General features: G+C 61.2%; 19 protein-coding genes. 11 read left to right on the top strand and 8 right to left on the bottom strand.

Features of this window, described 5'->3' with window-relative positions; all coding sequences use genetic code 11:
• Window positions 1-351: 351 nt before the first annotated feature.
• Window positions 352-1,008, bottom strand: a complete 657-nt coding sequence (locus tag K0H47_RS18890; protein ID WP_063027398.1) for a DsbA family oxidoreductase — start codon at window positions 1,006-1,008, stop codon at window positions 352-354.
• Window positions 1,009-1,070: 62 nt separating this feature from the next.
• Entirely contained in the window at window positions 1,071-2,090 is a 1,020-nt protein-coding gene (locus tag K0H47_RS18885) for an alpha/beta fold hydrolase (RefSeq protein ID WP_017480099.1), read from the bottom strand.
• Between the two features lie 203 nt (window positions 2,091-2,293).
• Here K0H47_RS18885 and K0H47_RS18880 point away from each other — a divergent pair, with 203 nt between their 5' ends.
• Both K0H47_RS18880 and metR read left to right on the top strand, forming a co-directional pair.
• A complete protein-coding gene (locus tag K0H47_RS18880) occupies window positions 2,294-7,870 on the top strand; it encodes a dermonecrotic toxin domain-containing protein (protein WP_219273407.1) in 5,577 nt (1,858 codons plus the stop codon).
• 97 nt (window positions 7,871-7,967) lie between these two features.
• Window positions 7,968-8,885: a transcriptional regulator MetR gene (metR, locus tag K0H47_RS18875; protein ID WP_017480097.1), complete on the top strand. Its 918-nt coding sequence runs from the start codon at window positions 7,968-7,970 to the stop codon at window positions 8,883-8,885.
• Between the two features lie 48 nt (window positions 8,886-8,933).
• On the opposite strand, the gene K0H47_RS18870 is transcribed toward metR, so the two are convergent.
• Entirely contained in the window at window positions 8,934-9,344 is a 411-nt protein-coding gene (locus K0H47_RS18870) for an NUDIX domain-containing protein (RefSeq protein WP_063027392.1), read from the bottom strand.
• Between the two features lie 48 nt (window positions 9,345-9,392).
• Window positions 9,393-10,739, bottom strand: a complete 1,347-nt coding sequence (locus K0H47_RS18865; RefSeq protein ID WP_063027390.1) for an HD domain-containing phosphohydrolase — start codon at window positions 10,737-10,739, stop codon at window positions 9,393-9,395.
• Between the two features lie 257 nt (window positions 10,740-10,996).
• Between K0H47_RS18865 and K0H47_RS18860 the strand changes: the two genes are divergently transcribed.
• From K0H47_RS18860 to K0H47_RS18845, 4 genes are all read left to right on the top strand, one after another.
• Window positions 10,997-12,871 (top strand): bifunctional diguanylate cyclase/phosphodiesterase, encoded by a 1,875-nt coding sequence (locus K0H47_RS18860; RefSeq protein WP_063027388.1) that lies wholly within the window; start codon window positions 10,997-10,999, stop codon window positions 12,869-12,871.
• 66 nt (window positions 12,872-12,937) lie between these two features.
• Window positions 12,938-13,885: a cytochrome-c peroxidase gene (locus tag K0H47_RS18855; protein ID WP_374106763.1), complete on the top strand. Its 948-nt coding sequence runs from the start codon at window positions 12,938-12,940 to the stop codon at window positions 13,883-13,885.
• Window positions 13,882-15,684: a DAHL domain-containing protein gene (locus K0H47_RS18850; RefSeq protein WP_093205475.1), complete on the top strand. Its 1,803-nt coding sequence runs from the start codon at window positions 13,882-13,884 to the stop codon at window positions 15,682-15,684. The genes K0H47_RS18855 and K0H47_RS18850 overlap by 4 nt, the downstream gene beginning before the upstream one ends.
• A gap of 2 nt (window positions 15,685-15,686) precedes the next feature.
• Window positions 15,687-17,093 (top strand): ATP-binding protein, encoded by a 1,407-nt coding sequence (locus tag K0H47_RS18845; RefSeq protein WP_219273405.1) that lies wholly within the window; start codon window positions 15,687-15,689, stop codon window positions 17,091-17,093.
• A 25-nt stretch (window positions 17,094-17,118) separates the two neighbouring features.
• On the opposite strand, the gene K0H47_RS18840 is transcribed toward K0H47_RS18845, so the two are convergent.
• From K0H47_RS18840 to K0H47_RS18830, 3 genes are all read right to left on the bottom strand, one after another.
• Window positions 17,119-17,391, bottom strand: coding sequence for a type B 50S ribosomal protein L31 (locus K0H47_RS18840; RefSeq protein ID WP_017480090.1), 273 nt, complete (start codon window positions 17,389-17,391; stop codon window positions 17,119-17,121).
• A 100-nt stretch (window positions 17,392-17,491) separates the two neighbouring features.
• Window positions 17,492-18,817, bottom strand: coding sequence for an APC family permease (locus K0H47_RS18835; protein WP_219273404.1), 1,326 nt, complete (start codon window positions 18,815-18,817; stop codon window positions 17,492-17,494).
• A gap of 248 nt (window positions 18,818-19,065) precedes the next feature.
• Window positions 19,066-19,887 (bottom strand): carbon-nitrogen hydrolase family protein, encoded by an 822-nt coding sequence (locus K0H47_RS18830; protein ID WP_177071132.1) that lies wholly within the window; start codon window positions 19,885-19,887, stop codon window positions 19,066-19,068.
• A 93-nt stretch (window positions 19,888-19,980) separates the two neighbouring features.
• Between K0H47_RS18830 and K0H47_RS18825 the strand changes: the two genes are divergently transcribed.
• The 5 genes from K0H47_RS18825 to K0H47_RS18805 all read left to right on the top strand — a co-directional run bounded on the left by K0H47_RS18825 (window position 19,981) and on the right by K0H47_RS18805 (window position 24,338).
• Window positions 19,981-20,745, top strand: a complete 765-nt coding sequence (locus tag K0H47_RS18825; RefSeq protein ID WP_063027378.1) for a LuxR C-terminal-related transcriptional regulator — start codon at window positions 19,981-19,983, stop codon at window positions 20,743-20,745.
• A 39-nt stretch (window positions 20,746-20,784) separates the two neighbouring features.
• On the top strand, window positions 20,785-22,404 hold the full coding sequence (locus tag K0H47_RS18820; RefSeq protein WP_063027376.1) for an FMN-binding glutamate synthase family protein: 1,620 nt from the start codon (window positions 20,785-20,787) through the stop codon (window positions 22,402-22,404).
• Between the two features lie 21 nt (window positions 22,405-22,425).
• A complete protein-coding gene (locus tag K0H47_RS18815) occupies window positions 22,426-22,710 on the top strand; it encodes a putative quinol monooxygenase (protein ID WP_063027374.1) in 285 nt (94 codons plus the stop codon).
• Window positions 22,711-22,772: 62 nt separating this feature from the next.
• Window positions 22,773-23,069, top strand: a complete 297-nt coding sequence (locus tag K0H47_RS18810; protein ID WP_063027372.1) for a cupin domain-containing protein — start codon at window positions 22,773-22,775, stop codon at window positions 23,067-23,069.
• Between the two features lie 144 nt (window positions 23,070-23,213).
• Window positions 23,214-24,338, top strand: coding sequence for an OpgC family protein (locus K0H47_RS18805; RefSeq protein WP_219273403.1), 1,125 nt, complete (start codon window positions 23,214-23,216; stop codon window positions 24,336-24,338).
• Between the two features lie 45 nt (window positions 24,339-24,383).
• Here the strand turns inward: K0H47_RS18805 and K0H47_RS18800 are convergent, their stop codons facing one another.
• Window positions 24,384-25,796 carry an amino acid permease gene (locus K0H47_RS18800; RefSeq protein WP_063027368.1) on the bottom strand — a complete coding sequence of 471 codons (1,413 nt, stop codon included), beginning with the start codon at window positions 25,794-25,796 and terminating at the stop codon, window positions 24,384-24,386.
• Window positions 25,797-26,209 lie beyond the last annotated feature (413 nt).

Below are 26,209 nucleotides of genomic sequence, written 5' to 3'. Positions count from 1 at the left end.
TTTGGCTTTCGCTCTGGATCTTGCCTTTGCTTTTAACACTCAAGCCGGCCGGGAGGCCGCTGTGCTCTTGATCTGCTTTTGATCTTGATCTGACTGCCCCAATAAGCCCGAGGCCGAACGCAGGCAGTGCGGAGCGGGTAAACCGGCAGGACGCCGGTTTAGCCGCGCCGGGCCATGAATGGCCCGTCGCGGCGGCCCGCGGAGCAATGCCGGAGTGAGGGAACACCGAGCCTAAGCGAGGTGCCGATAGGCGGGGCAGAGCGTTTTGGTTACTTTTGCGCTTTTCAAAAGTGACCCGCTGTAAGAGCGGAACCATAGGAGGCCGTTACCACAGCAACGGATATGCCCCCATCACCCCCTGCCAGCCTCACTGATAATCTGCCGAATCGCCCCGACAAAAGCCTCAGCCGGCTGCCCGCCACTCACCGCATACTGATCGTTGAACACGATCGTAGGCACAGAAGTCACCCCACGAGAAACCCACAACTGCTCTTGCTCCCGCACCTCGGCGGCATATTCATCCGAAGCCAGAATCGCTTCAGCCCGTACCCGGTCCAACCCGACACCCTCGGCAATCCCCGCCAACGTCCCGTGATCCGACGGATCCTGCTGATCCGTAAAGTACGCCTTGAACAGCGCTTCCTTAAGGTTGTACTGCAACCCCTCAAGCCCCGCCCAATGCAACAGACGATGCGCATCAAACGTGTTGTAGATACGACTCTGCCCGTCGGTACGAAACGCAAACCCCAACTCCGCACCCATATCACGAATCCGCGCCCGGTTAGCCTGGGACTGCTCAGCCGTGGAGCCGTACTTTTCGGTGATGTGCTCGGTAATGTTCTGCCCTTCAGCAGCCATGTTCGGGTTCAGCTCAAAAGGCTGGAAATGAATCTCGGCCTGCACCTCCGGACCCAGTTGGTCCAGGGCCTCGGTCAAGCCACGCAGGCCAATGATGCACCAGGGACACGACACGTCGCTGACGAAATCGATTTTCAGGGGAGTACTCATGACTAGGCAACCTCGCTGGCATTAAACGCCGGAAAGGTCCCACGATACACCCCGTCAAGCCCTTACAAAACCTTCGCAGGTACCACCGTGTCGATCTGCGCCCAATGCGCCGCATCCTGCCGATGCTCTTGCAAATAGGGCAAGACCGCCGCCAGCAACGGCGCCTTGAACGCCTCCTGGAAACGATGGGCCAGCCCAGGGATCAGCCGCAACTGGCTGCCCTGGATATGCGCCGCCAGGTGTACCCCGTGCATCACTGGCAACAACGGATCGGCCGTGCCATGCACCACCAGCGTCGGTACCCGCAGTTGATTGAGCAACGGCACCCGGCTCGGTTCGGCAAGGATCGCCATGATCTGGCGTTTCACACCGTCAGGATTGAACGCCCGGTCGTAAGACTGCGCCGCCTGCTGCAACAGCACCTTGCGATCATCCTTCACATAAGGACTGCCCAGCGCCGCCAGCAGGTCGGCCTGTTGTTCCAGGGCCACCTCACGATTGGGCGCGCTGCGCCGCGACAACAGTTGCACCAACGCCGCACTCGGTGCCGGCAGGCCTTCGGCGCCGGAGCTGGTCATGATCAGGGTCAGGCTTTCCACCCGTTGCGGCGCCATGGCCGCCAGGTGCTGGGCGATCATGCCGCCCATGCTTGCGCCCAATACGTGGAATTGCTGGATATGCAAGCCGTCCATCAGGCCGAGTGCGTCGTCCGCCATGTCGGTCAGGGTGTAGGGCGCCGCCACTGGAAGGCCAAGTTTGTAGCGCAGCACTTCGAACGTCAGGTTGGCGCTGGCCGGTGCCTGGCGCCAGGTCGACAGGCCTACATCACGGTTGTCATAGCGAATCACCCGAAAGCCCTGCTCACACAGGGCCACCACCACTTCGTCCGGCCAGTGAATCAACTGCCCGCCCAGGCCCATTACCAGCAGCAAGGCTGGGTCGGAGGCGCGACCAATGCTCTGGTAGGCCAGGCTCACCTGTTCCAGATCGACCCGTTCAGTCGGAACATTCACATCACATCGAGAAGCCGCAAAGGACGGCAGGCCGAATAACAGAGCGGCCATGAAAAAAAACACGCGCATGAAAAACACCGAAACGCAGAACCCCAGTAGAGCGCGAGTCTGATGAAGTTTGTACAAGCGCGCTGCCACAGTTCAGTGACAGTTTGATGAAGGGCGCCCAACGGTCATCCGCGTATCTATCTATCACCTCACGCCCTGGCCCCGCCTCTTTAATGGTGCATTCACCGGCAAGCCCGGTCTCACCAGAGCATGAACACACCATCATGAGTGACCTCACCCTACTTCCCCCGTCTGCCACCCTGAGCGACTTCGCCTCACCGTCGCTTCCAGGCCAGGCCCGTCTCCAGGACCAAAGCCTGTCCTTGCAAGCCTCCGCGCGCTGGCGCGAAAGCCAACAGGAGCTGCATCAACTGGTCGCCCAGGCGCCCGGCGTACGCGACTCCATCGAACAACTGCTCACAGAGCATTGGCAACTGGGCGCCGCACCGGTCGGCCTGGGTTTTCTCAAGACCGAAGATCACGACGAGCACTTCGTCAGCCTGGTGGATGCCTGGGGATTTATCTGCCAGTTTCCAGACATCTCGCCCACTCTGGATGCCCGCAGCACCGTAGTCGGCCTGGCGTCCCACCGCCTGTCAGCCCTCACGCCCGTGCAATTGCTCAAACGGCTCCAGGCACTGGGCCTGGGGAAATTGCTCAGCGCCCGCTGGGAGAACTATTGGAGTACCCGGGCGCCGGGTACGCCGTTGTCCCGTCGCGAGCGGGCGGCACAACTGTACTGCCAGCATTTCGAAGCCTGCGGGCAATCGGCCTATGCCCAGGGAAGGCTGAGTGCCCAACAACTGATCTCGTTGCAGACAGTGCTCAACCCGGTCACCCCCACCAATGGCGTACGCCCCGTCGAGACCTGCCAGCTGGCGTTGCTGCTGCCCAACCAGAGCAAGGTCAAATTGACTGGTGCCTGGGTCATCTCCGTGGGCCAGGAGCCGCTGTCGACACAAACCCTGTACCTGCCCTGCCGGCAACCCGGCGTGATGGTCTTCAGCCAACGCAGCGACATGGAGCAGTGGCTGGTCGCAGCGCATCAGCAACTGATCCCGCCGGACGTTGCGGCTGACGCTATCACCTTCGAATACAGCTCGCGCACCGAAACCCTGGAGCACGGCATTCTGGACCTGCTTTCGCACCTGCACGCGGCTCAGCTGGAAAGCCTGCGCAACCGTCATCGCAATGGCAGTGACCTGGCCCGTTACGCCAGCCACGCCCTCGATGATGCCGACCGCCTGGACAGCCAGCGCCGGGAAATACCGATGCTTATCGCACCGCATCAACTGGCAGATACGCCCGGCCCGGACGCTGACGACCTGCCTCCTGCCCTGCCCTTCGGCCACCTCAGCGCCGACATTGCCCTGGGCCAACGCTGGGCCGCGATCAGGCAACAACGCAGTGCACTGGAACGCTTCCTGGGCGATGGCCCTGAGCATACCGCCCAGCTGGCGCAGTTGAGGGGTTTGATGCAAGCGCTGAAAGACGCAGAGCAGGCCGGCAATGATGCCGCCAGCGGCCTGCTGGCCAAAAAAGCCGCCTTCGATCAACTTGAGCTGCGGCAAAAACCCAATCCGGACTATGACGCGCTCTATCAGGCGCGGCTCGCCGCCCTGCGCGCCGAAGGCGCCATCCAGCATGCGCTCCAGCAGATCAGCGATGAGGAACACCGCCTGCTCCTGGCCGTCACGGAACACCCCGCGGCCCCGGAACGCCGCCCGGCTGTCGCGGTGACCCGCCTGATACTCTCCAGCCGTGACCCAAGGGAAGGTCCCGAGGAGCTGACAGGCCTGTTGCTCATCACCCAGACCAGCGCACTGAGCTCTGCGGCGCCCCACAGCCTGTTGCTGTACTGGCCCGGCAATGCAGGGGGCCTGCAGCGTTTCGAATCCCGCCAAGCCCTGGAACACTCGCTGTTCAAGCTGTCGAGCGAAGCGCAAGGCGTCACCCTGCAACTGTCGCTGCTGACCGGCGACCCGATTGAATACTCGTTGCAACAGCAGCTGTACGCCAGCGAACAACAGGCGTATGCGCTGATCTCCCTCTTCCCGGTGCCTCCGTTCGCCCAGGAGCGGGCCGAAGGCCTGGACAAACTTAAAGAGCAAACCCTGTTTATCCTGCAAACCCCGGTGTGCCCGGCGCGCGAACTGGCGTACGGACAACTGCTCGAACAACAACGCAGCACCACCCTGGCCGCGTCATTGCCTGGGGAGTTGAGCCAGTTGCCGGCAGATGAACGCCTGGCGCTCAAGCACCTGATACACGCGCAGATCAGCGCCCTGCATCGCTCGCAGCAATTGCTCGAGCGCGAGCTGGAACCCTTCGACGACTTCGGCCAGCGCCGCCTGGACCAGCGCCTGCGCGAAGACTTCCAGCTTGAACACGCCTGGTCGGTGCAACTGGACCTGCCCGACGCGGTCAGCCAGGAGCGCGAATACCTGTCCGAATACGCGGGCCCGGGTACACCGTTCAAGTATGTGACGGTGCCCAGTACCCGCCGCAGCACCCTGTCGTTGTTGCAACTGGCCCAGCAAAACATCGACCCGACGCTGGCCCAGCGCCTGACCTACATGAAGCTCGATGTCACCGGCCCCAATGCCCTTGAAACCACCCGGCTGACCACCGGCCTGTCCCTGGAGTACCTGAAGACCCTGGTCAAGGAACTCGACCTCGCCGGGGCCTACGAAAGCTTGATCACCCGCACCTTCCTCGGTGATCCCGCGGCGGCGCCTTTCACCACCCAGCACCGTCGCGAATGCCTGACCGAGCCGCTGCGCCTGATGCTCATGCTGCAAGGTAAACGCGCCCGGGCGCTGGGGCGATTCGACGACAACGATCTGCGGCTGCTGAACATCGCCATCGACGCCGACAACGCGGGTGCCTGGCAGGCGCAGGGCAAGAAAATCGTGCTGCTGCCCGCCACGCTGAGTGCGGGCGGTGAAGATACCGACTTCGGTCCGACCACCCTGTCGGGGGCCACCTTCATCCAGGAACAAATCTCCGGCACAACCCTGCTGTACCTGCCAAACAGCCCGGACAACCAGGACCTGCGGCGTTACCCGAGCCTGGAACTGGCCCGCAAGGCGCTCTACGACCTCAGCCTGGTCAGCGGCATGAGCGCCTACCTGGCCGGCCTGGCCATCAAGGGCAACACCGCCGCCCACCTCGCCCGGATCGCCCAGGCCCAGCAACGGAATTTTGATCCGATCTTTGCCGTCGGAACCCCGTGGCCGGCCACCACGTCGCTGGCCGCCCATTTGCTGAACGCCCATATGGGCCGCGTCATAGAAGCGCATCGCGCGACCTCGCGCTCCAACGCGGCCTTGTTGCTGGAGCAGAACGCGCTGCGCGCCGGGCTGATTTTCAACTACCTGAAAATCGCCCTGGGGCTGGTGCCCTTCGTGGGCTCGGTCGTCGCGTTGTATGACGCCTGGTCCAGTGCCAACCTGGCCACTGCCGCGTTCCTGCGCGGGAATGTCGGCCATGGCCTGGCCGAGGTCGAGGCGGTGCTGTTGTCGCTGATCGACTGCGCCATGGACATTCTGCCAGGCAGCCTCGCCTTGCCGGTCAACGCCCGCGCCGCCACGCGCCAGCGCCAATTGCGCCATCTGGCCAGCAGCGCCGCCAGCCTGCACCTGCCCTCGGTCACCCAGGCTCGACGGGCGGCACAGCGTTTCGCCGGTTATGAATACGAAGGGGTGATCTCGCTGGCCGGGCTGCAACCTCAACCCCACGGTTTTTATCGCAACGTGTACCGGCATACCGAAGGCGACTTCATCGTGCGGCGCGGGCGCATCTACCAGGTTGAGCTGGCCGGCGATCCGCTGGACTGGCGCCTGAGCCCGACCCGCAGCAAAACCTACAAGCAGCCGATTGCCCTGGATGAAAACGGCGAATGGGACACGCACTACGGCGTCTACGGCAGCGCATTCAAGGGTGGCCTGGCGGGTGGCGGCAGCGTGCTCGGGCATATGGCCGAAGTGCTTGATCCGATCTGGCCCCAGTCGATCCGTGATTACTTGCCGCGCTGGTGGACCGACCGCGCCCTGCGCCGCCAACAGGCGCTGGCCAACAGTATCAACAGCCGCGAAGACCTGATCGCGCTCTCCATTAACCGAACCGAAGAACTGATGGCCCGCACCGACAGCGCAGGCCCGGCGATCCGCAGATCCTTCGAGCAGGACATCGAGCTCTACAGCCGCCAGTATCAGGAACTGACGGAGTTCGTGCCCTTTACCAGCGGCAACCGCCAGCGCGCGATCAGAGAGGACATCAGCCGCAATGCGGCGCGCCTGACCCTGACCACCCTGAACCGGGCGCGCTATCACTTCAAGCAGATCGAGGCACGGGTCCTGGAGCTTGGAACCCATAACATGACCGCCATCTCCCCCGAGGTTTTCGACACCCTGGCAATCATTCCCGCCATGCTGGAGATCCTGCGGCAGCGTAAAAGGATCAGCAGCGAGATTCTGCGTGACCTGGACCGGATCGATGCCGACTTTTCCCAGTTCAACCGCTGGTTCGATCAGGTAACCGATGCCGCCCACCGTACCCGGCTAAGCCCGATGCTGGAGCAATTCCGACGTACGCTCAATGACAGCTACCGCACGCACCTGAAATTGTTACACCGCTTCGATACCCTTGAGACTTACCCCGAAGTTGCCGAGCTGTCTTGGTTCTACTTGCGGGCCCAGGCCCGGGACAGCTACGCCAAAGTCAACCGGGCATGGGCTTCGCATTTTGAACTGCCCAACGCCAGCGCCAACATCACACAGCGGCGCAAGGTGCTGGAAGACTGCATACAGGCCTATGAACAATTCCGGCTGACCATCCGCACCTGGAACCTCGGTTACCCGCAGCATTTCGACCAGGCCCAACTCAGCGCGTTTTTCGGCGACATCGACCAGATGATCGAACTGGCTCGCCGCGCCATCAAGGAGTCGCCGGCAAGCCGCCCACCGGCCGGGCAACCTGTGCGGCGGGTATTCGACACCGAGGACAATATTTCCCTGGTGGGCACCGAGAGCATCGACCCGCAAACCCAAGCCACCACTTACCGGGTTGAGAGCGCCAGAGGGCGCGCCGAGACCTGGGTGAAGGGCCCCGGCGGCAAATCCCGACTCAAGGACAGTGCTGCTTCGGAACCTGCGCCTCCGGAGTCCAACGTCAAGCCGTTCGTGCTAAGCGAAGCCAGGACTCGCCTCGACAACGTCGCGCAGTACGAAAGCCGCGCCATCGCCTACACCGAGCAAAAAATGCTGCCGGTGGACCTCGAACACCTGCTGGTCAGCGAAGCGGCCGAGTTGAACCTGCGGGCCAATCGCCTGGAACGCCTGGACCCGACCGAGGACCTCGTGCGCCAGCTGCGGGCCAAGGCCGCGGAGCTGACCATCAAAGGCCGCAACCTGCGAATCCGCCAGACCCTCGCCAGCAAAACCCCCACCGAAGGCTATCTGGACTATCTTCGCGAACAGCGGGTGGTGGAGATCCGCAAGGGCGAGCCGGCCCGCAACCTCAATGAAGGCAAGAAAGGGCGGGCGGATTCTCTTCAGGAATACGTGGTTCAGGACCTGACACAAACGCCGCCCGCCACCCTGTGGTATGCGCACTTTCATTACGACAAGGTCGGGGCGCAGTTCGACGAGTTCACCAAGGCCCACTTGAAGATTCCCGAGCAGCGCAACCTGGGTTTGCAATGGCAAGTCGCCCAAGCGCAAGCCGGGGCCACGGTCGACCCTATCTGGCGCGGCAATATCGGGCGAGCGCTGGCCACCCGGCACTTTGCCGGGGTGTGAAGGCGGCGCGACTTGAGCACGACGGTCGACAGGCATAACAACATGAGACAAACTCAACCGATCCGAATTTGTCACAAGTTATATTCATGGAGACCCCGTGCTCGAAATCCGCCATCTCAAGACCCTGCACGCCTTGCGCGAAGCCGACAGCCTGGTGGAGGCCGCTGAGCGCCTGCACCTGACGCAATCAGCGCTCTCCCACCAGTTCAAGGAGCTTGAAGAACGCCTGGGCATGCAGCTGTTCGTGCGCAAGACCAAGCCACTGCGCTTCACCAGCGCTGGCCTGCGCCTGCTGCAACTGGCGGATGCCACCCTGCCCTTGCTGCGCGGCGCCGAACGCGACATCGCACGCTTGGCCGGCGGCACGGCCGGGCGTTTGCACATGGCCATCGAATGCCACAGCTGTTTCCAGTGGCTGATGCCGACCATCGACCAGTTCCGCGACGCCTGGCCCGAAGTGGAACTGGACCTGGCCTCCGGCTTCGCCTTCGCGCCGTTGCCGGCCCTGGCCCGTGGCGACCTGGACCTGGTGGTGACCTCAGATCCGCTGGAACTGCCGGGCATCACCTATGTGCCGCTGTTTACCTACGAAGCCATGCTCGCGGTGGCCAACCAGCACCCGCTGGCGAACAAGCCTTACATCGTGCCCGAAGACCTGATCAGCGAAACCTTGATCACCTACCCGGTGGAACGTGATCGCCTGGACATCTTCACCCGCTTCCTGGAACCGGCCGACGTGGAGCCGGCCCAGGTGCGTACGTCGGAACTGACGGTGATGATGATGCAGTTGGTGGCCAGCGGTCGCGGCGTGTGCGGCATGCCCCACTGGGCGCTGCATGAATACAGCTCCCGGGGCTATGTGAAGGCCAAGCGGCTGGGAGAGAAAGGTTTGTTTGCCACGCTGTACGCCGGGATTCGCGCCGACATGCTGGACGCGCCGTACATGCGTGATTTTCTGCTGACGGCCAAGGACACTTCGTTTTCGACCCTGGACGGCGTCAGCGCCGTACGCTGATAAATAGCGGATACCTGTGGCGAGGGAGCTTGCTCCCTCGCCACAGTTTCAGGCACCCGTTAGAGAGGAACGGTAGAACGGTAGAATCAAGTCCCGAGTCAGCGGCGCAAGCTGCAAACCGCCGTCGCCGGCCGGGTCGATCCAGCGCACCTCTTCAATCTCGGCAGCCGGTGTCACCGCCACGTCGATGTGCACCTGGAACAACTCGGCCTGCACCACAAACCCCGGCTCATTCGCCGCCGGCGCCGAGAACTGGCCGAGGTACACCGCTGCCGCCGGGTCAATACGCAGGCCCAGTTCTTCGTGCAGCTCACGGGCCAGAGCCTCGGCAGGTTGCTCGCCGGCATCGATTTTGCCGCCTGGCTGCATGAAGGCCTGGGTGCCGCGCTTGCGTACCAGCAGGGTCTGGCCGTCGCTGCCGATCAGCAGGGCGGCGGCGATGCGAATGGTGGAGGTCATGGGAAGGTCGCCTTGAATACAAAGGCGCAAGGATCCCATGAACCGGCATCAACCCGAAAGCAGCGCCTCATCCGGCTCCTTGATAAACACGCTGTACTTCGCCCCTTCCATGGCTTCGAACGCAATCAGCTTGTCTACCAGCGGCAGGTTCAACACCTTGCCGGCGTTGAGCAGCAGCATGCCGTTGTCGGCGTTGAGGTTGCGCGCCAGCACCATGCCTTCGGCGAGTTCGCGGGTGGTCAGGACCTTGACCGACGGATCGCCCAGGGTCACGTCACTGAGAAACGCCGCGCAGGCCTGGATGAAGTCTTCCACCATCTCCGGGTCGTAAAGGCGCCCGGCATATTTACGGATGTAAAGCAGCGCTTCGTCGCTGTTCATCTGCCGCTCAAGGATCAAGCCGCGTTGCAGTTCGATGAAATCCACCGCCAGTTTCAACAGGCGCGAGCCCAGTGGAATTGCGTCGCCCTTGAGGTGGTCGGGAAAGCCAGTGCCATCCCAGCGTTCCTGGTGATGGCGGATCAAGCGCGCCGCGTCTTTCATCGGTTCCAGGGTCATCAGCAACGATTCGCTCTGGGTCGGATACGCCCGGTAGCGCTCACGGTCGGTGCTGTGCAGCAGGTCGCTGGGAGAGACCATCATGCTATCGCTCCAGCTTAACTTGCCGATGTTGTAGAGCGCGGCAGCCATGGTCAGGTCGCGCGCGCTGGCTTCGTCCATGGGCTGGAACTTGCAGTACACGCGGATCAGTTCGATCAGTTGGCGGTTGGTCTGTTTTTCCTTGGGCAGCCGCAGGTTGGCCAGCAGCGAAAACACCTCGGTACCGGTCACGTAGCTGCGCTTGAGTTCATCGTAGGCCAGGTCGAGCATGTCGGCGGTCTGCTGCAGCTCGGAAGTGCGCGCCACCACGCGTTTTTCCAAGGTGGCATTAAGCGCTTTCAACTGGTCGTTCTGCTCGCGGATCAACTGCTCAAGGCGCAGCCGCTCGCGCTCGGAATGCTGGTGCTCCAGGGACTGGCGCAAGATCAGGAGCATTTCCTCGTCATTCCAGGGTTTGCTGATGTAGCGGTGGATCTGCCCTTCGTTGATCGCCTTGATCATCATGCTCATGTCGGCGTAGCCGGTCAGCAGGATGCGCGTGGTAGCCGGGTACAGCCGATGGGTCTCGGCCAGCAGCATCGCACCGTCCATGGCCGGCATGCGGGCGTCGGTCATGACCAGGTCGATGGGCCGCGCGGCCATGATTTCCAGGGCCTGGGCGCCACTGCCGGCCAGCAGCACGTCATAGGGTTGGCCGCGCAGCAAACGGCGAAGGCTGTTGAGAATCGACTCTTCGTCGTCGACCAGCAAAATCGTGGGGGTGTAGGGGGCAGTCGTTGCAAGTTGCTCGTCCATGGCGACACCTCCTCTCAATGACACAAAATTGCACCATTGCGGCCCGTCGTCATCAATCGCTGTACTTGCAGATGCATTGGGCGCTAGATGAATGCGGGGGTAACTGGCGTTGATTTGACGCCAACCGGCCGACTTATTCAAGGGAGCCGACTATGCTTGTGGCAAGAAGCCCATGACCGCCCCTGTTTACCGATGCACTCAAGGTAAGGAAGCCACATGCGCCAGAATATGCAGTTGAGCGCCTCCCGGAACCGCTCGTGAACCCGCGCTCCGCGAGGGCCAATCGGCGGATCCTGATCGTCGACGACACCGCGTCGATCCACGAAGACTTCCGCAAGATCCTCGAAGCCGACACCAACGGCGGCCAATCCCTGGACAGCATCGAAGAGACTCTGTTCGGCACCGCCCCGGCCGTGCGCCAGACGTTCCTGCTGGACTCGGCCTATCAAGGCGAGGAAGCGCTGGCCCTGGTGACCAAGGCCGTGGCAGCCAACACCCCCTACGCCCTGGTCTTTATCGACATGCGCATGCCGCCGGGCTGGGACGGACTGGAGACCATCGAGCAACTGTGGGCGATCGACCCCCACCTGCAAATCGCCTTGTGCACGGCCTACTCCGACTATTCCTTTGAAGCTATCGAAGCGCGCCTCAAATACGACGACCAACTGCTGATCCTGAAAAAACCCTTCGACAACCTCGAAATCCGCCAGATGGCCAGTGCCCTGACCTGGAAATGGCAGCTCACACAGGATGCCGCCCTCAAGCTGATGGGCCTGGAACGTACGGTGGAGGAGCGGGTGCAGGAACTGCTCAAGGTTTCGCACCTGTTGCAATACGACGCCCTCACTGACCTGCCCAACAGCACACTGCTGGGGGACCGGCTGACCCAGGCCATCGCCGCTTGCCGGCGCCATGACACCCAGCTGGCGGTAATGTTTATCGGCCTGGACCGCTTCAAGCGCATCAATAACGCCCTGGGCCACCCAGTGGGCGATGAAGTGCTCAAGCAAGTCAGCCAAAGCCTGGTGGCGACAGTGCGCGAGTCGGACTCGGTGTTTCGCTACGGCTCGGACGAGTTCGTGCTGATCCTCAACGACGTTCATCATCCCCAGCAAACCCAGCACATCGCCGAGAAAGTCCTCAAGGTGGTCAGCCACATCCGCTACGTGGCCGGCCACGACCTGAGCGTCACCGCCAGCCTGGGCATCAGCATTTACCCCAATGACAGTTTCAGCGCTGTGGAATTGATCAAGAAGGCCGAAACCGCCATGCACGCCGCCAAGGATCACGGCCCGAATGACTTCAGCTTTTTCATCGATGACATGAACCGCCACGCCCAGGAACAACAAAGCCTGGAGACCGCGATTAGGCTGGCCCTGCAACGCAACGAGTTTGTCGTGCACTACCAACCGAAACTGGACTTGAACAGCGGGCGAATTGTCGGTGCGGAGGCCTTGATTCGCTGGTACCAGCCCGATCACGGCTGGGTCTACCCGTCTGCCTTTATCCCAGTGGCCGAGGACAGCGGCCTGATCGTGCTCCTGAGCCAATGGGTGCTGGGCCAGGCCTGCGAGCAAGCGCAAGCCTGGCAGGCAGCCGGCATGGCCCCGATCTGTATTTCAGTGAACATCTCGGCCATCGATTTTCGCCAGCGGGATTTTGTCGCCAACCTGGCGGCCATCCTCGAGCGCACCCACCTAAAGCCGGGGTTGCTGGAGCTGGAGATTACCGAAAGTGTGCTGATGCAAAACGTCGAGGAGACCCTGGTTACCTTACGCGCGATCAAGACCATGGGGGTGCGCCTGGCGGTGGATGATTTCGGTACCGGTTATTCCAGCCTCAGCTACCTGCGGCGCTTTCCCATTGATGTGCTGAAAATCGATCAATCGTTCGTTCGTGGCTTGAGTAAAAACACTCAGGACGCACAACTGATCAGCGCGATTATCAGCCTGGGTAAAAGCCTGGACCTGAACATCATTGCCGAAGGCGTGGAGACGGTTGAGCAACTGGACTTCCTCAGGGCTCACCAGTGTGAAGAAGGCCAGGGTTTCCTGTTCAGCAAAGCCGTGGCCGCCGATGAATTCGCCCAGTTCATGCAAGCCGGACAGCGCACCCTGATGCCCAGCCAATAACCTTCTTCCCCAAGGAATCATCGCTTGAGCGACGCCACGCCACGCAATGTTCACCGGTCTTCATGGGTGCCCGGGCTCGCCATCCTGTTTTGGCTGGCGACCTGCCTGCCCGTGATGGCCGCGCCCCTGGACGAACCGCTCAAGCCGCTGCCACCGATACCGCAACTGGATCCGGCAACGGTGGAGCTGGGGCGCCAGTTGTTCAACGAAACACAACTGTCGGTCAACAACACCAAGTCCTGCGCCAGCTGCCATGACCTGCAAACGGGCGGCGTCGACAATCAGCCGTTTTCCCTGGGGTTCGACGGCAAGCCCGTGGCGCTCAACACCCCGACCGTGTTCAACGCGAGCCTGAACTTCAAACAATTCTGGAACGCACGGGTCGACACTCTTGAGGCGCAGGTCGAACAAGTGGTCACCAGCCCCTTGGAAATGGGCAACGACTGGAAAACCGTGATCCAGACCTTGTCGGCGCTGCCCCACTATCAGACCACCTTCCAACAGATCTACCCCGACGGCATTACGCCCGCCACGGTGCAAAATGCCCTGGCGACCTATGAACGTACCCTGCTCACTCCCAATTCGCGCTTCGACCAATACCTGCTGGGCAACACCGATATCCTCACCATTGAAGAAAAATACGGCTACCAGCGTTTCAAGGAATACGGCTGCATCGCTTGCCATCAGGGCGCCAATATCGGCGGCAACATGTACCAGAAATTCGGCGTGATGGACGATTACTTCAAAGCCCGTGGCAACCCCACCGAAGCCGACCTGGGACGCTACCTGCTGACCAAGGACGAGGAAGACCGCAACGTGTTCAAGGTGCCCAGCCTGAGGAATGTGGCGGTCACCGCCCCGTACTTTCACGACGCCTCGGCCAAGACCCTCGAAGAAGCCGTCGACGTGATGTTCAAGTACCAGTTGGGGCGCATTCCCTCCGCTGAAGACAAGACCCTGATCGTGCTGTTTCTGAAAACCCTGACCGGCGAATGGGCAGGCAAGCCCCTATGAAGCTCTCCCGCCGCGCCACCCAGCTCATGCTCAGCGCCATGACCCTGATACTGGCCTCGACCCTGGTATTCCTGTACCTCAAGTCATCGAGCGAACAGACCACCTACACCGAATCCCGCGACCTGATCCGCGAAATCAAGCAACTGAACTCACAATGGGACAGCGAAGTGCTCAAGGCCAGGATTGCCCTGACCCACAACTACGACCCCTTGGTCGCCCCCCTCAAAGAGATAAACGACCTGTGGGCCCAGCTTGAGCGCCGCGAGTCGCAGAACACTCACGAAGACCCGGCCCACTGGCAATCCAGCCAGGATGCCTATCGCCAGGCAATCCAGGAAAAGGCCCGGCTGGTGGAGCAATTCAAGTCCCACAATGCGGTACTGCGCAACTCTCTGGCCTTCCTGCCCACGGCCGAAGACGATATTCAGGCGCAGTTCCTGGCACTTACCGACGGGGACAAGCTGCTTCAGCAAAGCATCGCCACCGACACCTACGACGTACTCCTGAGCAGCCTCGAATTCGCCCAGGTGACCAGCGACGACAAGGCCGCCGACATTCTGGTGGGCCTGAACAAACTGGCGATCAACAAACTGAGCCTGCCCGAGTCGTTCCAGGTGCCGGTGGAGATTCTCAGCAAGCACATTTCGCTGATCCTGCGGGAACAGCCCGTGGTCAACGACCTGCTCGAACGCATCGCCGCCGTGCCGCTGGCCGATCATCTGGACGACCTGACCAACCAGCTCAACCAGGACCAGGCGGCCGCCGACCTGCTCGACCAGAAATACCATCGCTACCTGCTGGTGTTTTCAACCTTGTTGGTGGCGCTGCTGCTGTACCTGGCGATTCGCCTGTTGCGCAGTTTCGCCGAGATCAACCGGGTCAACCGGGCTTTGCATGTGGTCAACGAAAACCTTGAGCAACGCGTCGAGGAGCGTACCCGGGAACTCAAGGATGCCCAGGGTGAACTCCTGGACAGCGCCCGCCAGGCCGGCATGGCGGAAATTGCCACCAACGTGCTGCACAACGTCGGCAACGTACTCAACAGCGTGAATATCTCCGCCGAGCTGGTGACGCGCAAGCTGCGCACCAGCAAGGCGCTGGGGCTGGGCAAGGCCATGCAGTTGATCAACGAGCACCGCCGCGACCTGGGGACCTTTCTCACCGAGAATGAAAAAGGCAAGTTGTTGCCCGATTACCTGAACCAGTTGGTCGACGCCATCGCCACTGAACAGCAGGGCCTCACCGAGGAACTGGCGCAACTGAGCAAAAGCGTCGACCACATCAAGGACATCGTTTCCACCCAGCAGTCCTACGCCGGCGCATCCACACTGCTGGAGCCGGTGCATATCAGCGCCTTGATGGAGGATGCGTTGCGCATGAATTCCGGGGCCCTGAGCCGCCACCATGTGACCGTGGTCAAGAACTACCACGACGTCCCCGAGATCATGGTCGACAAGCATCGGTTGCTGCTGATCCTGGTCAACCTGATCAGCAACGCCAAGTACGCCATGTCCAACCTCACCGACCGCACCCGGCAAATGACCCTGACGGTGCTGCCGCTGGACGACGGCACCTTGCAGATCAGCGTCAGGGACGAGGGCGAAGGCATACCCGCAGAAAACATGACGCGAATCTTCACCCACGGTTTTACCACCCGCAAGGAAGGCCACGGCTTTGGCCTGCACAGCTGCGCCCTGGCGGCCCTGGAAATGAAGGGCCGCCTGACTGCCCACAGCGATGGCCCGGGCAAAGGCGCGTTGTTCACCTTGCTCATCCCCCTTGATCCCGCACGGACTTGAGCATGAATAAACCACCAAACCGGCGAATCTTATTGATCGATGACACCCCGTCGATTCACGAGGACTTTCGCAAGATTTTGATGCCGCCCGTCGACGCGAACCAGGAACTGGATGAGATGGAAACCGCGCTCTTCGGCGACAGCGCCAAACCCCAGGCCCTGGCCTTTGAGCTGGATTCGGCCTACGGCGGCCAGGAAGGATTGCAGTTGCTGTGCCAAGCCATGCAACAAGAGCGTCCCTACGCCCTGGCCTTTGTCGACATGCGCATGCCTCAGGGCTGGGACGGCGCGCAAACCATCGAGGAACTATGGAAAGTCGACCCGCAACTGCAAGTGGTGGTGTGCACCGCCTACTCCGATTATTCCTGGGAAGAACTGCTGTTTCGGCTGCAGGGCCATGACCGCCTGCTGATCCTGAAAAAGCCTTTCGACAACATCGAAGTCCAACAGATGGCTAACACCCTGGCCGCCAAATGGGACATGGCCCGACGTGCGTCCCTGCAAACCAGTCACCTGGAGCATCTGGTGGAGCAACGTACCCATGCATTGACCTTGACCAGCCAGGCGCTGCAGCTGGAAATCGATGAGCGCAAGCAACTGGAAAGCCAGTTGGTGCAGTCGGAAAAACTCGCGTCCCTGGGCCAGCTCGCGGCGGGCATGGCCCATGAAATCAACAACCCGGTGGGGTTCATCTCCTCCAACCTGAGCACCCTGGACGGCTACTTCAAACAGTTGCAACAGATGCTCGACGCCTATCAGCAGGCCGAAGAAGCCCTCGCGCCCGGTGAATGCCTGGCGCAATTGCAACGCCTGCGCAAGGCCATGGACCTGGAGTTTCTCAAGGAAGACATTCCGATTCTGATCCACGAATCCAAGGACGGCATTGGCCGCGTGGCCCGGATCGTCAAGGACCTGAAGGATTTCTCGCGGGTCGACAACGACGAGAAATGGCAGTGGGCAAACCTGCAACAGGGTATCGACTCAACCCTGAACATCGTCGCCAGCGAACTCAAGTACAAGGCCGATGTGGTCAAGCATTTCCAGAAGCTGCCGGACATTGAATGCCTGGCCTCGCAGCTCAATCAGGTGGTGATGAACCTGGTGATCAACGCCGCCCAGGCCATGGGCTCGGAACGCGGCACCATCACCCTCAGCAATGGCGTGGAGGGCGACCAGGTCTGGCTGGAAGTGGCGGACACCGGCTGCGGGATCGCGCCGGAGACCGTGCAGAAAATCTTCGACCCGTTCTTCACCACCAAGCCGGTGGGCGAAGGTACAGGCCTGGGGCTGTCCCTGTCGTATGGCATTGTGAAGAAGCATCACGGGACCATTTCAGTGAACAGCGAAGTGGGCAAAGGCACGACGTTTCGGGTGGTGTTGCCGATTCGCCAGACGACAGATCCCCTGTAAAGGCAATCCTCTACAGGGGACAGGCTCAGGCTTCGGCGTTCTTCGGGCTCGAACCAAACGACGCAAACCGTTTGTTGAAGCCGGCGATGCGGCCTTCGGATTGGGTCTTGCGCTGCTGGCCGGTGTATACCGGGTGCGAGGCGCTGGACACGTCGAGGAGCACGTAAGGGTAGGTGTTGCCGTCGCTGTGTTTCTGCGTACGGTCGGTTTCCACGGTGGAGCCGATCAGGAAGAAAACGTCGGCGGCGGTGTCATGGAACAACACGGTGCGGTAGTCGGGGTGGATACCAGGTTTCATAAGGCCTCCGGGGCGTCTGGGTGAACATCAAGCGTTATACAGTAACACAAATGATGCGCCCAAACGAGAACCGCTTGCAATAAGAATAGACCCCGAGCTTCTATGCGGCTTCCTGAAAGTCCATTTCCGGCGGCTGTTGCGAGAAGCCCCGCGTCAGGAAACCCAGGTACACCAGGCCAATCGCCAACCAGCTCAGGCCCAGGTAGATCGCCAGGTGATCGAGGCTGACCATCAACCACAAATCCGCCACCAGGCCGATGGTGGGGAACACCAGGAACAACACCAGCTCCCGCAACCCGCGCCGCTTCGCGCCGATCCAGTAGTGAAAGATCACCGACAGGTTCACCAGGCTGAAAGCCAGGAACGCGCCGAAGTTGATGAACGAGGTCGAGGTGGTCACGTCCAGTCTCAACGCCAGTAACGCAACCACCGCGCACAGCAGGATGCTGTTGACCGGCGTACCGAAGCGCGCATGCAAGGTACCGAAGAACGACTTGGGCAACACCCCGTCGCGCCCCATCGCAAACAGCAACCGCGAACCACTGGCCTGGGCCGACAAACCTGAAGCGAACTGGCCGACGATCAGGCCGATCAGGAAGATCGACACGAACAGGTCGCCGCCAATGTTGCGGGCAATCTCGTAGGCTGCGGAGTCCACGTCGGTAAATTCGAACGATGGGTGAGCGATCTGCACGAAGTACGACACCCCAACAAAGATCAGCCCGCCGATCAGGGTGATCAGCATGATCGCCCGGGGAATGGTGCGGCGCGGGTCACGGGTTTCTTCGGTCAGGGTGCTGACCGCGTCAAAGCCCAGGAACGAATAGCAGGCGATCGCTGCGCCGCTCATGATCAACGGCATTTGCATCTGGCCATTGAAGAACGGGGTGATGGTCCACAGCGGCTTGCTCGCATCACCGCCGATGTAGTGGATGCACAGCGCGACGAAGGCGATCAGCACCAGGAACTGCACCAGCATCAGCAAGGCGTTGATGCCGTTGGCGAGTTTCAGGCCGATGATGTTGATCACGCTGGTGACACCGATAAACGCCAGTACCCAAACCCATTGGGGCACTGCCGGAAAGGCCGAATGCAGGTAGGCCGCGCCGATCAGCCAGATGGCCATGGGCAGGAACAGGTAGTCGAGCAACACCGCCCAACCGGCGATAAACCCGAGCTTGGGGCTGATGGCCTTGCGCACATAGCTGTAGGCGGAACCGGCCACCGGGAACGCCGAGGCCATGCGGCCGTAGCTCATGGCGGTGAAGAACATCGCCACCAGCGCGGCCAGGTAAGCGGCCGGGACCATCCCGGCGGTGGATTGCGCCAGGATGCCGAAGGTACCCAAGACAATGATCGGTGTCATATAGGCGATGCCAAACAGCACCACCGACCCTAGCGACAGGGTGCGTTGCAAACGAGCCATGAGCGATTCTCCGCGCAATTATTAGAGTTATGGCAGGACTGAAGTCGGTGCAGCGAAAGCTATTTTTATGGGTGGGAACAGTATTTCTGGTTGTAATGAAGCGAGTTCCCTGTGGGAGCTGTCGAGCTTCAGCGAGGCTGCGATGACGTCAGCACAGTCACTATTGATAGCGTTTGACCCACCGCTATCGCAGCCTCGCTGGGGCTCGACAGCTCCCACATTGGATCTCCTGTGGTAGGGAATCGGGGTCAGGGTTTCGGGATCAGCAACTCCCGCGTTCCGTCCTTGCGCTCAATCACCTCCCCCGGCAATTTCAAGCGCTGGTCATCCAGGTAGCGATAATCCTGTCGTGCCGCTGCCAGTTGCCCCAGGTCCAGTTCAACCCTGAACTGCCCTTCCTCGCGCCCGGCTTCGAACAGCAAGCTGCCAAACGGGTCCACCAGCGCACTGCCACCGGCAAACATCAGGCCGTCGTCGCCCTCTTCCACCCGGTTGACCATCAGTGCAAACGCCTGGTTTTCCTGGGCGCGGGCCATGATCGCGGTGCGGTGGGTGGGGCCGTACGGGTCCATGTTGCCGTTGGTGACGATCAACACCTCAGCGCCCAATTGCGCCAGGGCGCGGGCGGTTTCCGGGAATTCGATGTCGTAGCAGATCAACAGGCCCACGCGCACGCCGTTCCACTCGCAGGTGGCGTAGCGGTCGCCGGGAGTGAACACGCCGCGATCCGAGGCCCACAGGTGGGTCTTGCGATAGCGCAGGGCGATGCCGTCCGGGGTGATCATCAAGGTGGTGTTGTAGAACTGGCCTGCGTCGTTCTCGGCCATGCCGATGACAACGGCAATATTGCGCGTGCGCGCCGCCTGGATAATCGCCTGGACGGTCGGGCCCTCCACCGGCTCGGCCACCTCGGCCACAGTGCCGGCGGTCGGGAAGCCCATCAGGTGGGTTTCCGGGAATACGACCAATTGGGTATCCGCCGCACACGCAGCAATCACCGCCAAAGCGCGCTCAAGGTTGTAAGCTGTGCCGTTATCGCGGCCTGCCAGCTGGGCAAATTCGACCTTCATGGTTATTCCTTGTTCTTTATCTGTGGCGCAGTATGCGCAGCCGCGAACACTCGGGAAATCACGCAGCCGGGTTAACCCTATGGGGGTAGATGCATGACATTGTCGCTGGAAGACATCGCCTGGCACCGTTCGGTGGGGCAGATGATAGACGCCCTGGACCAGCCGAATTTCTGGACGCAGCTGGTCCGGTTGCTGGACCAATATGTGCCGTTCGACAGTTGGGTGGTGTTGCTGTTCGGCAGCGAGCACAAGCCCCTGGTGTTCGCCGAATGCCCAGGCCAGGACGGTGAGCCGGACCATCTGTTCCAGGATTACCTCAACGGCTTGTACCTGCTCGACCCCTTCTACATCGCCAGCCGCGAACACTCGCGTACCGGGCTGTTTCGCCTGGCCGAAGTGGCCCCGGAGCATTTCGAGCTGACCGAGTACTACCAGCGCTACTTCCGGCTGAACGTGGTGGCCGATGAAATCCAGTTCAACTGCCAGCAACCGGACGGGCGAACCTTATGCCTGTCCCTGGGCTCCAAACAGCGCTTTGACCCGCAGCAGATTGCCCTGCTGTCGCTGATTCAGCCCTGGGTGCTGGGCTTGCTGCGCCAACGCCTGCCCCATGAACTCAACCAGGTGAGCGCCCCGGAACCGCCGATCCACAACGATGGCTGGGGCGCGCAACTCACCGCGCGGGAGCTGGATGTGGGCCGTTTGATGCTCAGTGGTTGCTCCAGCAAGGAAATCGCTCGTAAGCTGGAAATCTCTGTTGAAACCGTGAAAGTCCATAAGAAACACATGTACAGCAAGCTGGGGATCAAATCCCAGTCGGAGCTGTTCTCGATTTTTCTGCAGGCGCAAAACGCCTGAAAATCGTATTACTGATGAGTGGAACCTAAGGAAAACCGTATGAGCCTGTCGTTACTAAGCCGTTACGCGTTCTTTGCCGCCTGCGTCATTTTCACCCTCGCCAGCATGCCGTTTATCGAACACGAATGGGTGTGGCCGATCGCGACGGTCACCGGCATCCTCAGCCTGATCGGCATATTCGACCTGCTGCAAAGCCCCCACGCGGTGCGCCGCAACTACCCGATCCTGGGCAATATCCGTTACCTGGTGGAAGGCATCCGTCCGGAAATCCGCCAATACCTGCTGGAATCCGACAGCGACGCCCTGCCCTTTTCCCGGGCCCAGCGCTCGCTGGTCTATTCCCGCGCCAAGAACGAAAGCGCCGACAAACCCTTCGGTACGCTGATCGACGTGTATCAGTCCGGCTTTGAATTTATCGGCCACTCCATGCGCCCCGCGCCGTTGAGCGACCCCAGCGCGTTTCGCGTGATGGTCGGTGGCCCGCAGTGCAAGCAGCCGTACTCGGCCTCGGTGTTCAACATCTCGGCCATGAGTTTCGGCTCGTTGAGCGCCAACGCGATTCGCGCCCTCAACCAGGGTGCCAAGCTCGGCAACTTCGCCCACGACACCGGTGAAGGCAGTATCAGCCCCTATCACCGGGAAAACGGCGGCGACCTGACCTGGGAACTGGGCAGCGGCTACTTCGGTTGCCGCACCAGCGCCGGCCTTTTCGACCCGGAACGTTTCGCCGTGCAGGCGCAGAACCCGCAAGTGCGGATGATCGAAATCAAGATGAGCCAAGGCGCCAAACCGGGCCACGGCGGGATCCTGCCCAAGCACAAGGTGACCAAGGAAATCGCCGAGACCCGCGGCATCATGATGGGTGAAGACTGCATCTCGCCGTCGCGCCACAGTGCGTTTTCCACCCCCATCGAAATGATGCATTTCATCGCCCAGTTGCGTGAACTATCGGGCGGTAAACCGGTGGGCTTCAAGTTCTGCCTGGGCCACCCGTGGGAATTCATGGGCATCGCCAAGGCCATGCTGGAAACCGGCATCCTCCCGGACTTCATCGTGGTGGACGGCAAGGAGGGCGGCACCGGCGCCGCGCCGGTGGAGTTCACCGACCACATTGGCGTGCCGCTGCGTGAAGGCTTGTTGTTCGTGCACAACACCCTGGTGGGCTTGAACCTGCGGGACAAAATCAAGCTCGGCGCCAGCGGCAAGATCGTCAGCGCGTTCGACATCGCCAGCGTCCTGGCCATCGGCGCCGACTGGGCCAACTCGGCGCGGGGTTTCATGTTCGCCATTGGTTGCATCCAGTCGCAAAGCTGCCACACCAACAAATGCCCTACCGGCGTGGCCACTCAGGACCCATTGCGCCAACGGGCACTGGTGGTGCCGGACAAGGCCCAGCGCGTGTTCAACTTCCACCGCAACACCCTGAAGGCCCTGGCCGAAATGCTCGCCGCCGCCGGTCTCGATCACCCATCGCAGCTATCGGCCAAGCATTTGGTGCGACGTATGTCGGCCACCGAGATCAAGTTGTTCTCACAGTTGCATGTGTTCCTCAAGCCAGGTGAATTGCTCACCGGCGAAGTGAACGGCGAGTTTTACTCGCGCATGTGGCAGATGGCGCGGGCCGATAGTTTTGAGCCGAATGAAATCGCCGCAGCCTGATCTGTTTAACGGAGCGATACGATGCTGAAAGTGATTGCCGAAGACTTCATCAAACCCGAACACCTCGACACCGTGCGCCCGTGGTACGCCGAACTGGTAGAGAAAACCCGCCAGGAACCGCTGTGCATCGCCTACGATCTGTTCGTCGACCAGAAAGACCCCGGGCACTTTATCTTTGTCGAGCAATGGCCCGACCAGGCCGCGCTGGATGCGCACTGCCAGACGGAGCACTTCACCCGCCTGGTGCCGCAGATCAACCAATACGAAGCCAAACCCTGCCGGGTTTTGCTGATGGACGCGTTCTAAGCCATCCCTTTTGCGCCTGAACCGGACCACCGAACGGCATCGTTGAAACAAGGAGCTTCACCATGCCGTTACTGGACTTCACCGCCATCGCCGCACAACTTCCGGGCACCTGGAAATCCACCCGCCTGGGCCACGTCGGCCCGGCGCGGATCAAGGTGCTGCGCATGGACGCACAGGCCTATGAAGAAGAAACCCACGACTACAACGAAGGGCTATTGGTGACCGACGGCCTTTTGCGCCTGTCCATCGGCGAGGAGGCCATCGACGTACGCACCGGGCAGATGTATCTGGTGGAAGCCGGTGTTGCCCACACCGTGCTGCCCGGCAGTCATGGCACGCTGGTGATCATCGACGTTTAAACGAAGCGATGAGACATTCAGCAAAAAACTCAGCTTTGCAATTGCTTACAAATACCGCCAACCTGCGCCCCGCCCGACGTACGGCTCGACAAAAGCCGTCGTCCGCTTGTCACTACTAAACCCTTTGTTCAAGAGCCCGCTGCCATGCTGAACGGACGCGACCCGCGCATCGATTTTTTTCGGGGCCTGGCGTTGATTTTCATTTTCTGGGATCACGTGCCCCACAACCCTCTGGGCCAGATCACCCTGCGCAACGTCGGTTTCAGCGACGCGGCGGAAGTCTTCGTGTTTTTGGCCGGTTATGCGGCGGTGCTGGCCTACGGCAAGATCCTGCAGCGCGACGGTTACTTGATCGCCTGCGTAAAGATTTGGCGACGCACCTGGGTGCTGTACGTGGTGCATATCTTCTTGCTGGCGATGCTGATGGGCATCGTGTTCTTCGCCAACAGCCATGTGGAAACCCGCGACCTCGTTGAAGAGATGGGCCTGACGCACTTCGTCACCCATCCCCAGCAAGCGTTGGTGGATGAGTTGCTATTGCGCTTCAAGCCCAACCTGATGGACCCGCTGCCGCTGTACATCGTGCTGCTGGGTTGCTTGCCGCTGGTGCTGCCGTTGCTGTTGCGCAAGACCTGGGCGGTGGTGGCTGTTTCGCTGGCGGTGTACCTGCTGGCACCGCACCTGGGCTGGAACCTGTCGGCGATTGCCGACGGCGTGTGGTACTTCAATCCGGTGACCTGGCAGTTGCTGTTTGTGCTGGGCGGTGCGGCGGCGATTCATGCGCAGCAGCCACGCCCCGCAGAAACCCGTGGGCTGTTGCGTCAGCCGCTGTTCGTGGCTGCGGCGGTGTACGCGCTGGTCGCGGGGGTTCTCACGCTCTCGTGGCGCTGGCCTGAAATCCACGATGCGCTGATGCCATCGGCACTCAGCGACCTGCTGTACCCCATCAGCAAGACCGACCTGTCGCCGGTGCGTCTGCTGCACTTCCTGGCCCTGGCCTATGTCACCGCCAAACTGTTGCCCGGCCGCGCCTGGACGCAAAACTGGCTGGCACAACAAACCTGCCGCATGGGGCGTTACTCCCTGGAAGTGTTCTGCCTGGGGGTGTTGCTGGCGCCCCTGGCGGACATGATCAATGCGATCACCGGCGATGCCTTCGCCATGCAAATCTTCACCGCACTGGTAGGCGCAGGGCTGATGGCGTTGCTGGGGGCCTGGCTGGATTTGAACAAGCGGCTCACCCATCCGGCACGCATCGCCACCGCCTGAAAAACAAAAAGCCCCGAAAGGGGCTTTTTGTTGAGCGCGGAACAATCAGCTTGCGGCGCGCGCCGCAGCTTGGGTGGGCTGCAACTTGAACACGTAGAACAACACCGTCAGCACCACCAGGAACGCCGGGCCAACATACAGCGCCACGCGGGTATCCGGGAAGTACGCCATCAACCCCACCACCAACACCAGGAACGCCAGCGCCAGATAGGAGCTGACCGGGTACAGCCACATACGGTATTTGAGGCCGTCACGTTCGGCCTGGGTCAGGCTCTTGCGGAACTTGAGCTGGGCCAGGAGGATCATCAGCCAGGTCCAGATCGCACCAAAGGTGGCGATGGAGGTGACCCACACGAAGACTTTTTCCGGGACCATGTAGTTGAGCAACACGCCCAGCAACAAGACGAAGATCGACAGCAGCAGCGCCTTGCGCGGCACGCCGTTGCTTGACGTAGTACCGAACGTGGCCGGGGCCTGGCCGTTCTGCGCCAGGCTGTAGAGCATGCGCCCGGTGCTGAAGATACCGCCGTTGCACGACGACAGCGCCGCAGTGATCACCACGAAGTTGATGATGCCGGCGGCAGTCTTGATACCGAGGCGCTCAAAGGTCATCACGAACGGGCTGCCCTGGGTGCCGATTTCGTTCCACGGGTAGATCGACAGGATCACGAACAACGCACCGACGTAGAACAGCAGGATGCGCCAGAACACCGAGCCGATGGCACTCGGTATGGTCTTCTGCGGGTTCTTCGCTTCACCGGCGGTGAGGCCGATCATCTCCACGCCCAGGTAGGCGAACATCACCATTTGCAGGGACATCAACACGCCCTGTACGCCGTTGGGCATAAAGCCGCCGTGGGTCCACAGGTTGGAAATCCCCAGGGCCACGCCATCGTTGCCGAAGCCGAATGCGATGATGCCAACGCCGCCGATCACCATGGCAATGATGGTGACGATCTTGATCAGCGCGAACCAGAACTCGAACTCACCGAACGCCTTGACTGCGATCAGGTTGATGGTGCCCATGCTGACCAGCGCGCCGAGGGCCCAGATCCAGCGTGGCACATCGGGGAACCACACGCCCATGTAGACGGCGACGGCGGTGATTTCCGCGACACAGGTCACCAGCCACAGGAACCAGTAGTTCCAGCCCGTGAGAAAGCCCGCCAGCGGGCCGAGGTAATCCTGAGCGTAGCGGCTGAAGGAACCGGCCACCGGGTTGTGCACGGCCATCTCACCGAGGGCGCGCATGATCACCAGGATCGCCAGACCGCCGATGATGTACGACAGCATGATTGCCGGGCCGGCCATTTCAATGGCCTTGGCCGAACCGAGGAACAGGCCGACACCGATACAGGCGCCGAGGGCCATCAGGCGAATATGCCGTTCGCCAAGTTCGCGTTTCAGCGGACCGCCCTGAGCGGTCTCGCCTTGGGGCAGGTGATTGCCAGCGGGCATAGGGATACAACCTCGTCTTGTTATTGGATATGAGCCACCGAGTCCGGAGCGTCGTGGCGGATGTGCCATGGCGTACCGTTTCCGGTTCACCTTTTGGGTAAAACGGTCTGGCCAAGCCAGATCAGCGGGGGTGCAGTATAAAAAGCTAAACCCAGGGGTTTTCACTCTATAAACGGCAAGATTCAGCGGGAACTCTCGGTAAACACGCCTTTTGCGGAGGAGCATTACCTGGCCAGCGTAGGAACCTTCGCCAACAAACGGCCGCGAGTATTGCACGGTAATGGTGCAGCGTCATGCCCCGACCTTTGGCGGATTTACCGGTGGGGGAGGCTCTAGAACGGCACTTCCTGACGACCAAGCGCCATTGTGGCGAGGGAGCTTGCTCCCGCTGGGCTGCGCAGCAGACCCAAAAC

The sequence above is a fragment of the Pseudomonas sp. Xaverov 83 genome (assembly GCF_019352905.1).
GTDB lineage: Bacteria > Pseudomonadota > Gammaproteobacteria > Pseudomonadales > Pseudomonadaceae > Aquipseudomonas > Aquipseudomonas yamanorum.
The sequence above is the reverse complement of the archived record's forward strand: the minus strand, read 5'-3'. Positions and strand labels throughout refer to the sequence as shown.

Bases quoted from the DNA above. Each gene is read 5' to 3' on its own strand.
- K0H47_RS18890 (WP_063027398.1), bottom strand. From the start codon at position 1,008: ATGAGTACTCCCCTGAAAATCGATTTCGTCAGCGACGTGTCGTGTCCC.
- K0H47_RS18885 (WP_017480099.1), bottom strand. From the start codon at position 2,090: ATGCGCGTGTTTTTTTTCATGGCCGCTCTGTTATTCGGCCTGCCGTCC.
- K0H47_RS18880 (WP_219273407.1), top strand. From the start codon at position 2,294: ATGAGTGACCTCACCCTACTTCCCCCGTCTGCCACCCTGAGCGACTTC.
- K0H47_RS18870 (WP_063027392.1), bottom strand. From the start codon at position 9,344: ATGACCTCCACCATTCGCATCGCCGCCGCCCTGCTGATCGGCAGCGAC.
- K0H47_RS18865 (WP_063027390.1), bottom strand. From the start codon at position 10,739: ATGGACGAGCAACTTGCAACGACTGCCCCCTACACCCCCACGATTTTG.
- K0H47_RS18850 (WP_093205475.1), top strand. From the start codon at position 13,882: ATGAAGCTCTCCCGCCGCGCCACCCAGCTCATGCTCAGCGCCATGACC.
- K0H47_RS18845 (WP_219273405.1), top strand. From the start codon at position 15,687: ATGAATAAACCACCAAACCGGCGAATCTTATTGATCGATGACACCCCG.
- K0H47_RS18840 (WP_017480090.1), bottom strand. From the start codon at position 17,391: ATGAAACCTGGTATCCACCCCGACTACCGCACCGTGTTGTTCCATGAC.
- K0H47_RS18835 (WP_219273404.1), bottom strand. From the start codon at position 18,817: ATGGCTCGTTTGCAACGCACCCTGTCGCTAGGGTCGGTGGTGCTGTTT.
- K0H47_RS18830 (WP_177071132.1), bottom strand. From the start codon at position 19,887: ATGAAGGTCGAATTTGCCCAGCTGGCAGGCCGCGATAACGGCACAGCT.
- K0H47_RS18825 (WP_063027378.1), top strand. From the start codon at position 19,981: ATGACATTGTCGCTGGAAGACATCGCCTGGCACCGTTCGGTGGGGCAG.
- K0H47_RS18820 (WP_063027376.1), top strand. From the start codon at position 20,785: ATGAGCCTGTCGTTACTAAGCCGTTACGCGTTCTTTGCCGCCTGCGTC.
- K0H47_RS18815 (WP_063027374.1), top strand. From the start codon at position 22,426: ATGCTGAAAGTGATTGCCGAAGACTTCATCAAACCCGAACACCTCGAC.
- K0H47_RS18810 (WP_063027372.1), top strand. From the start codon at position 22,773: ATGCCGTTACTGGACTTCACCGCCATCGCCGCACAACTTCCGGGCACC.
- K0H47_RS18805 (WP_219273403.1), top strand. From the start codon at position 23,214: ATGCTGAACGGACGCGACCCGCGCATCGATTTTTTTCGGGGCCTGGCG.
- K0H47_RS18800 (WP_063027368.1), bottom strand. From the start codon at position 25,796: ATGCCCGCTGGCAATCACCTGCCCCAAGGCGAGACCGCTCAGGGCGGT.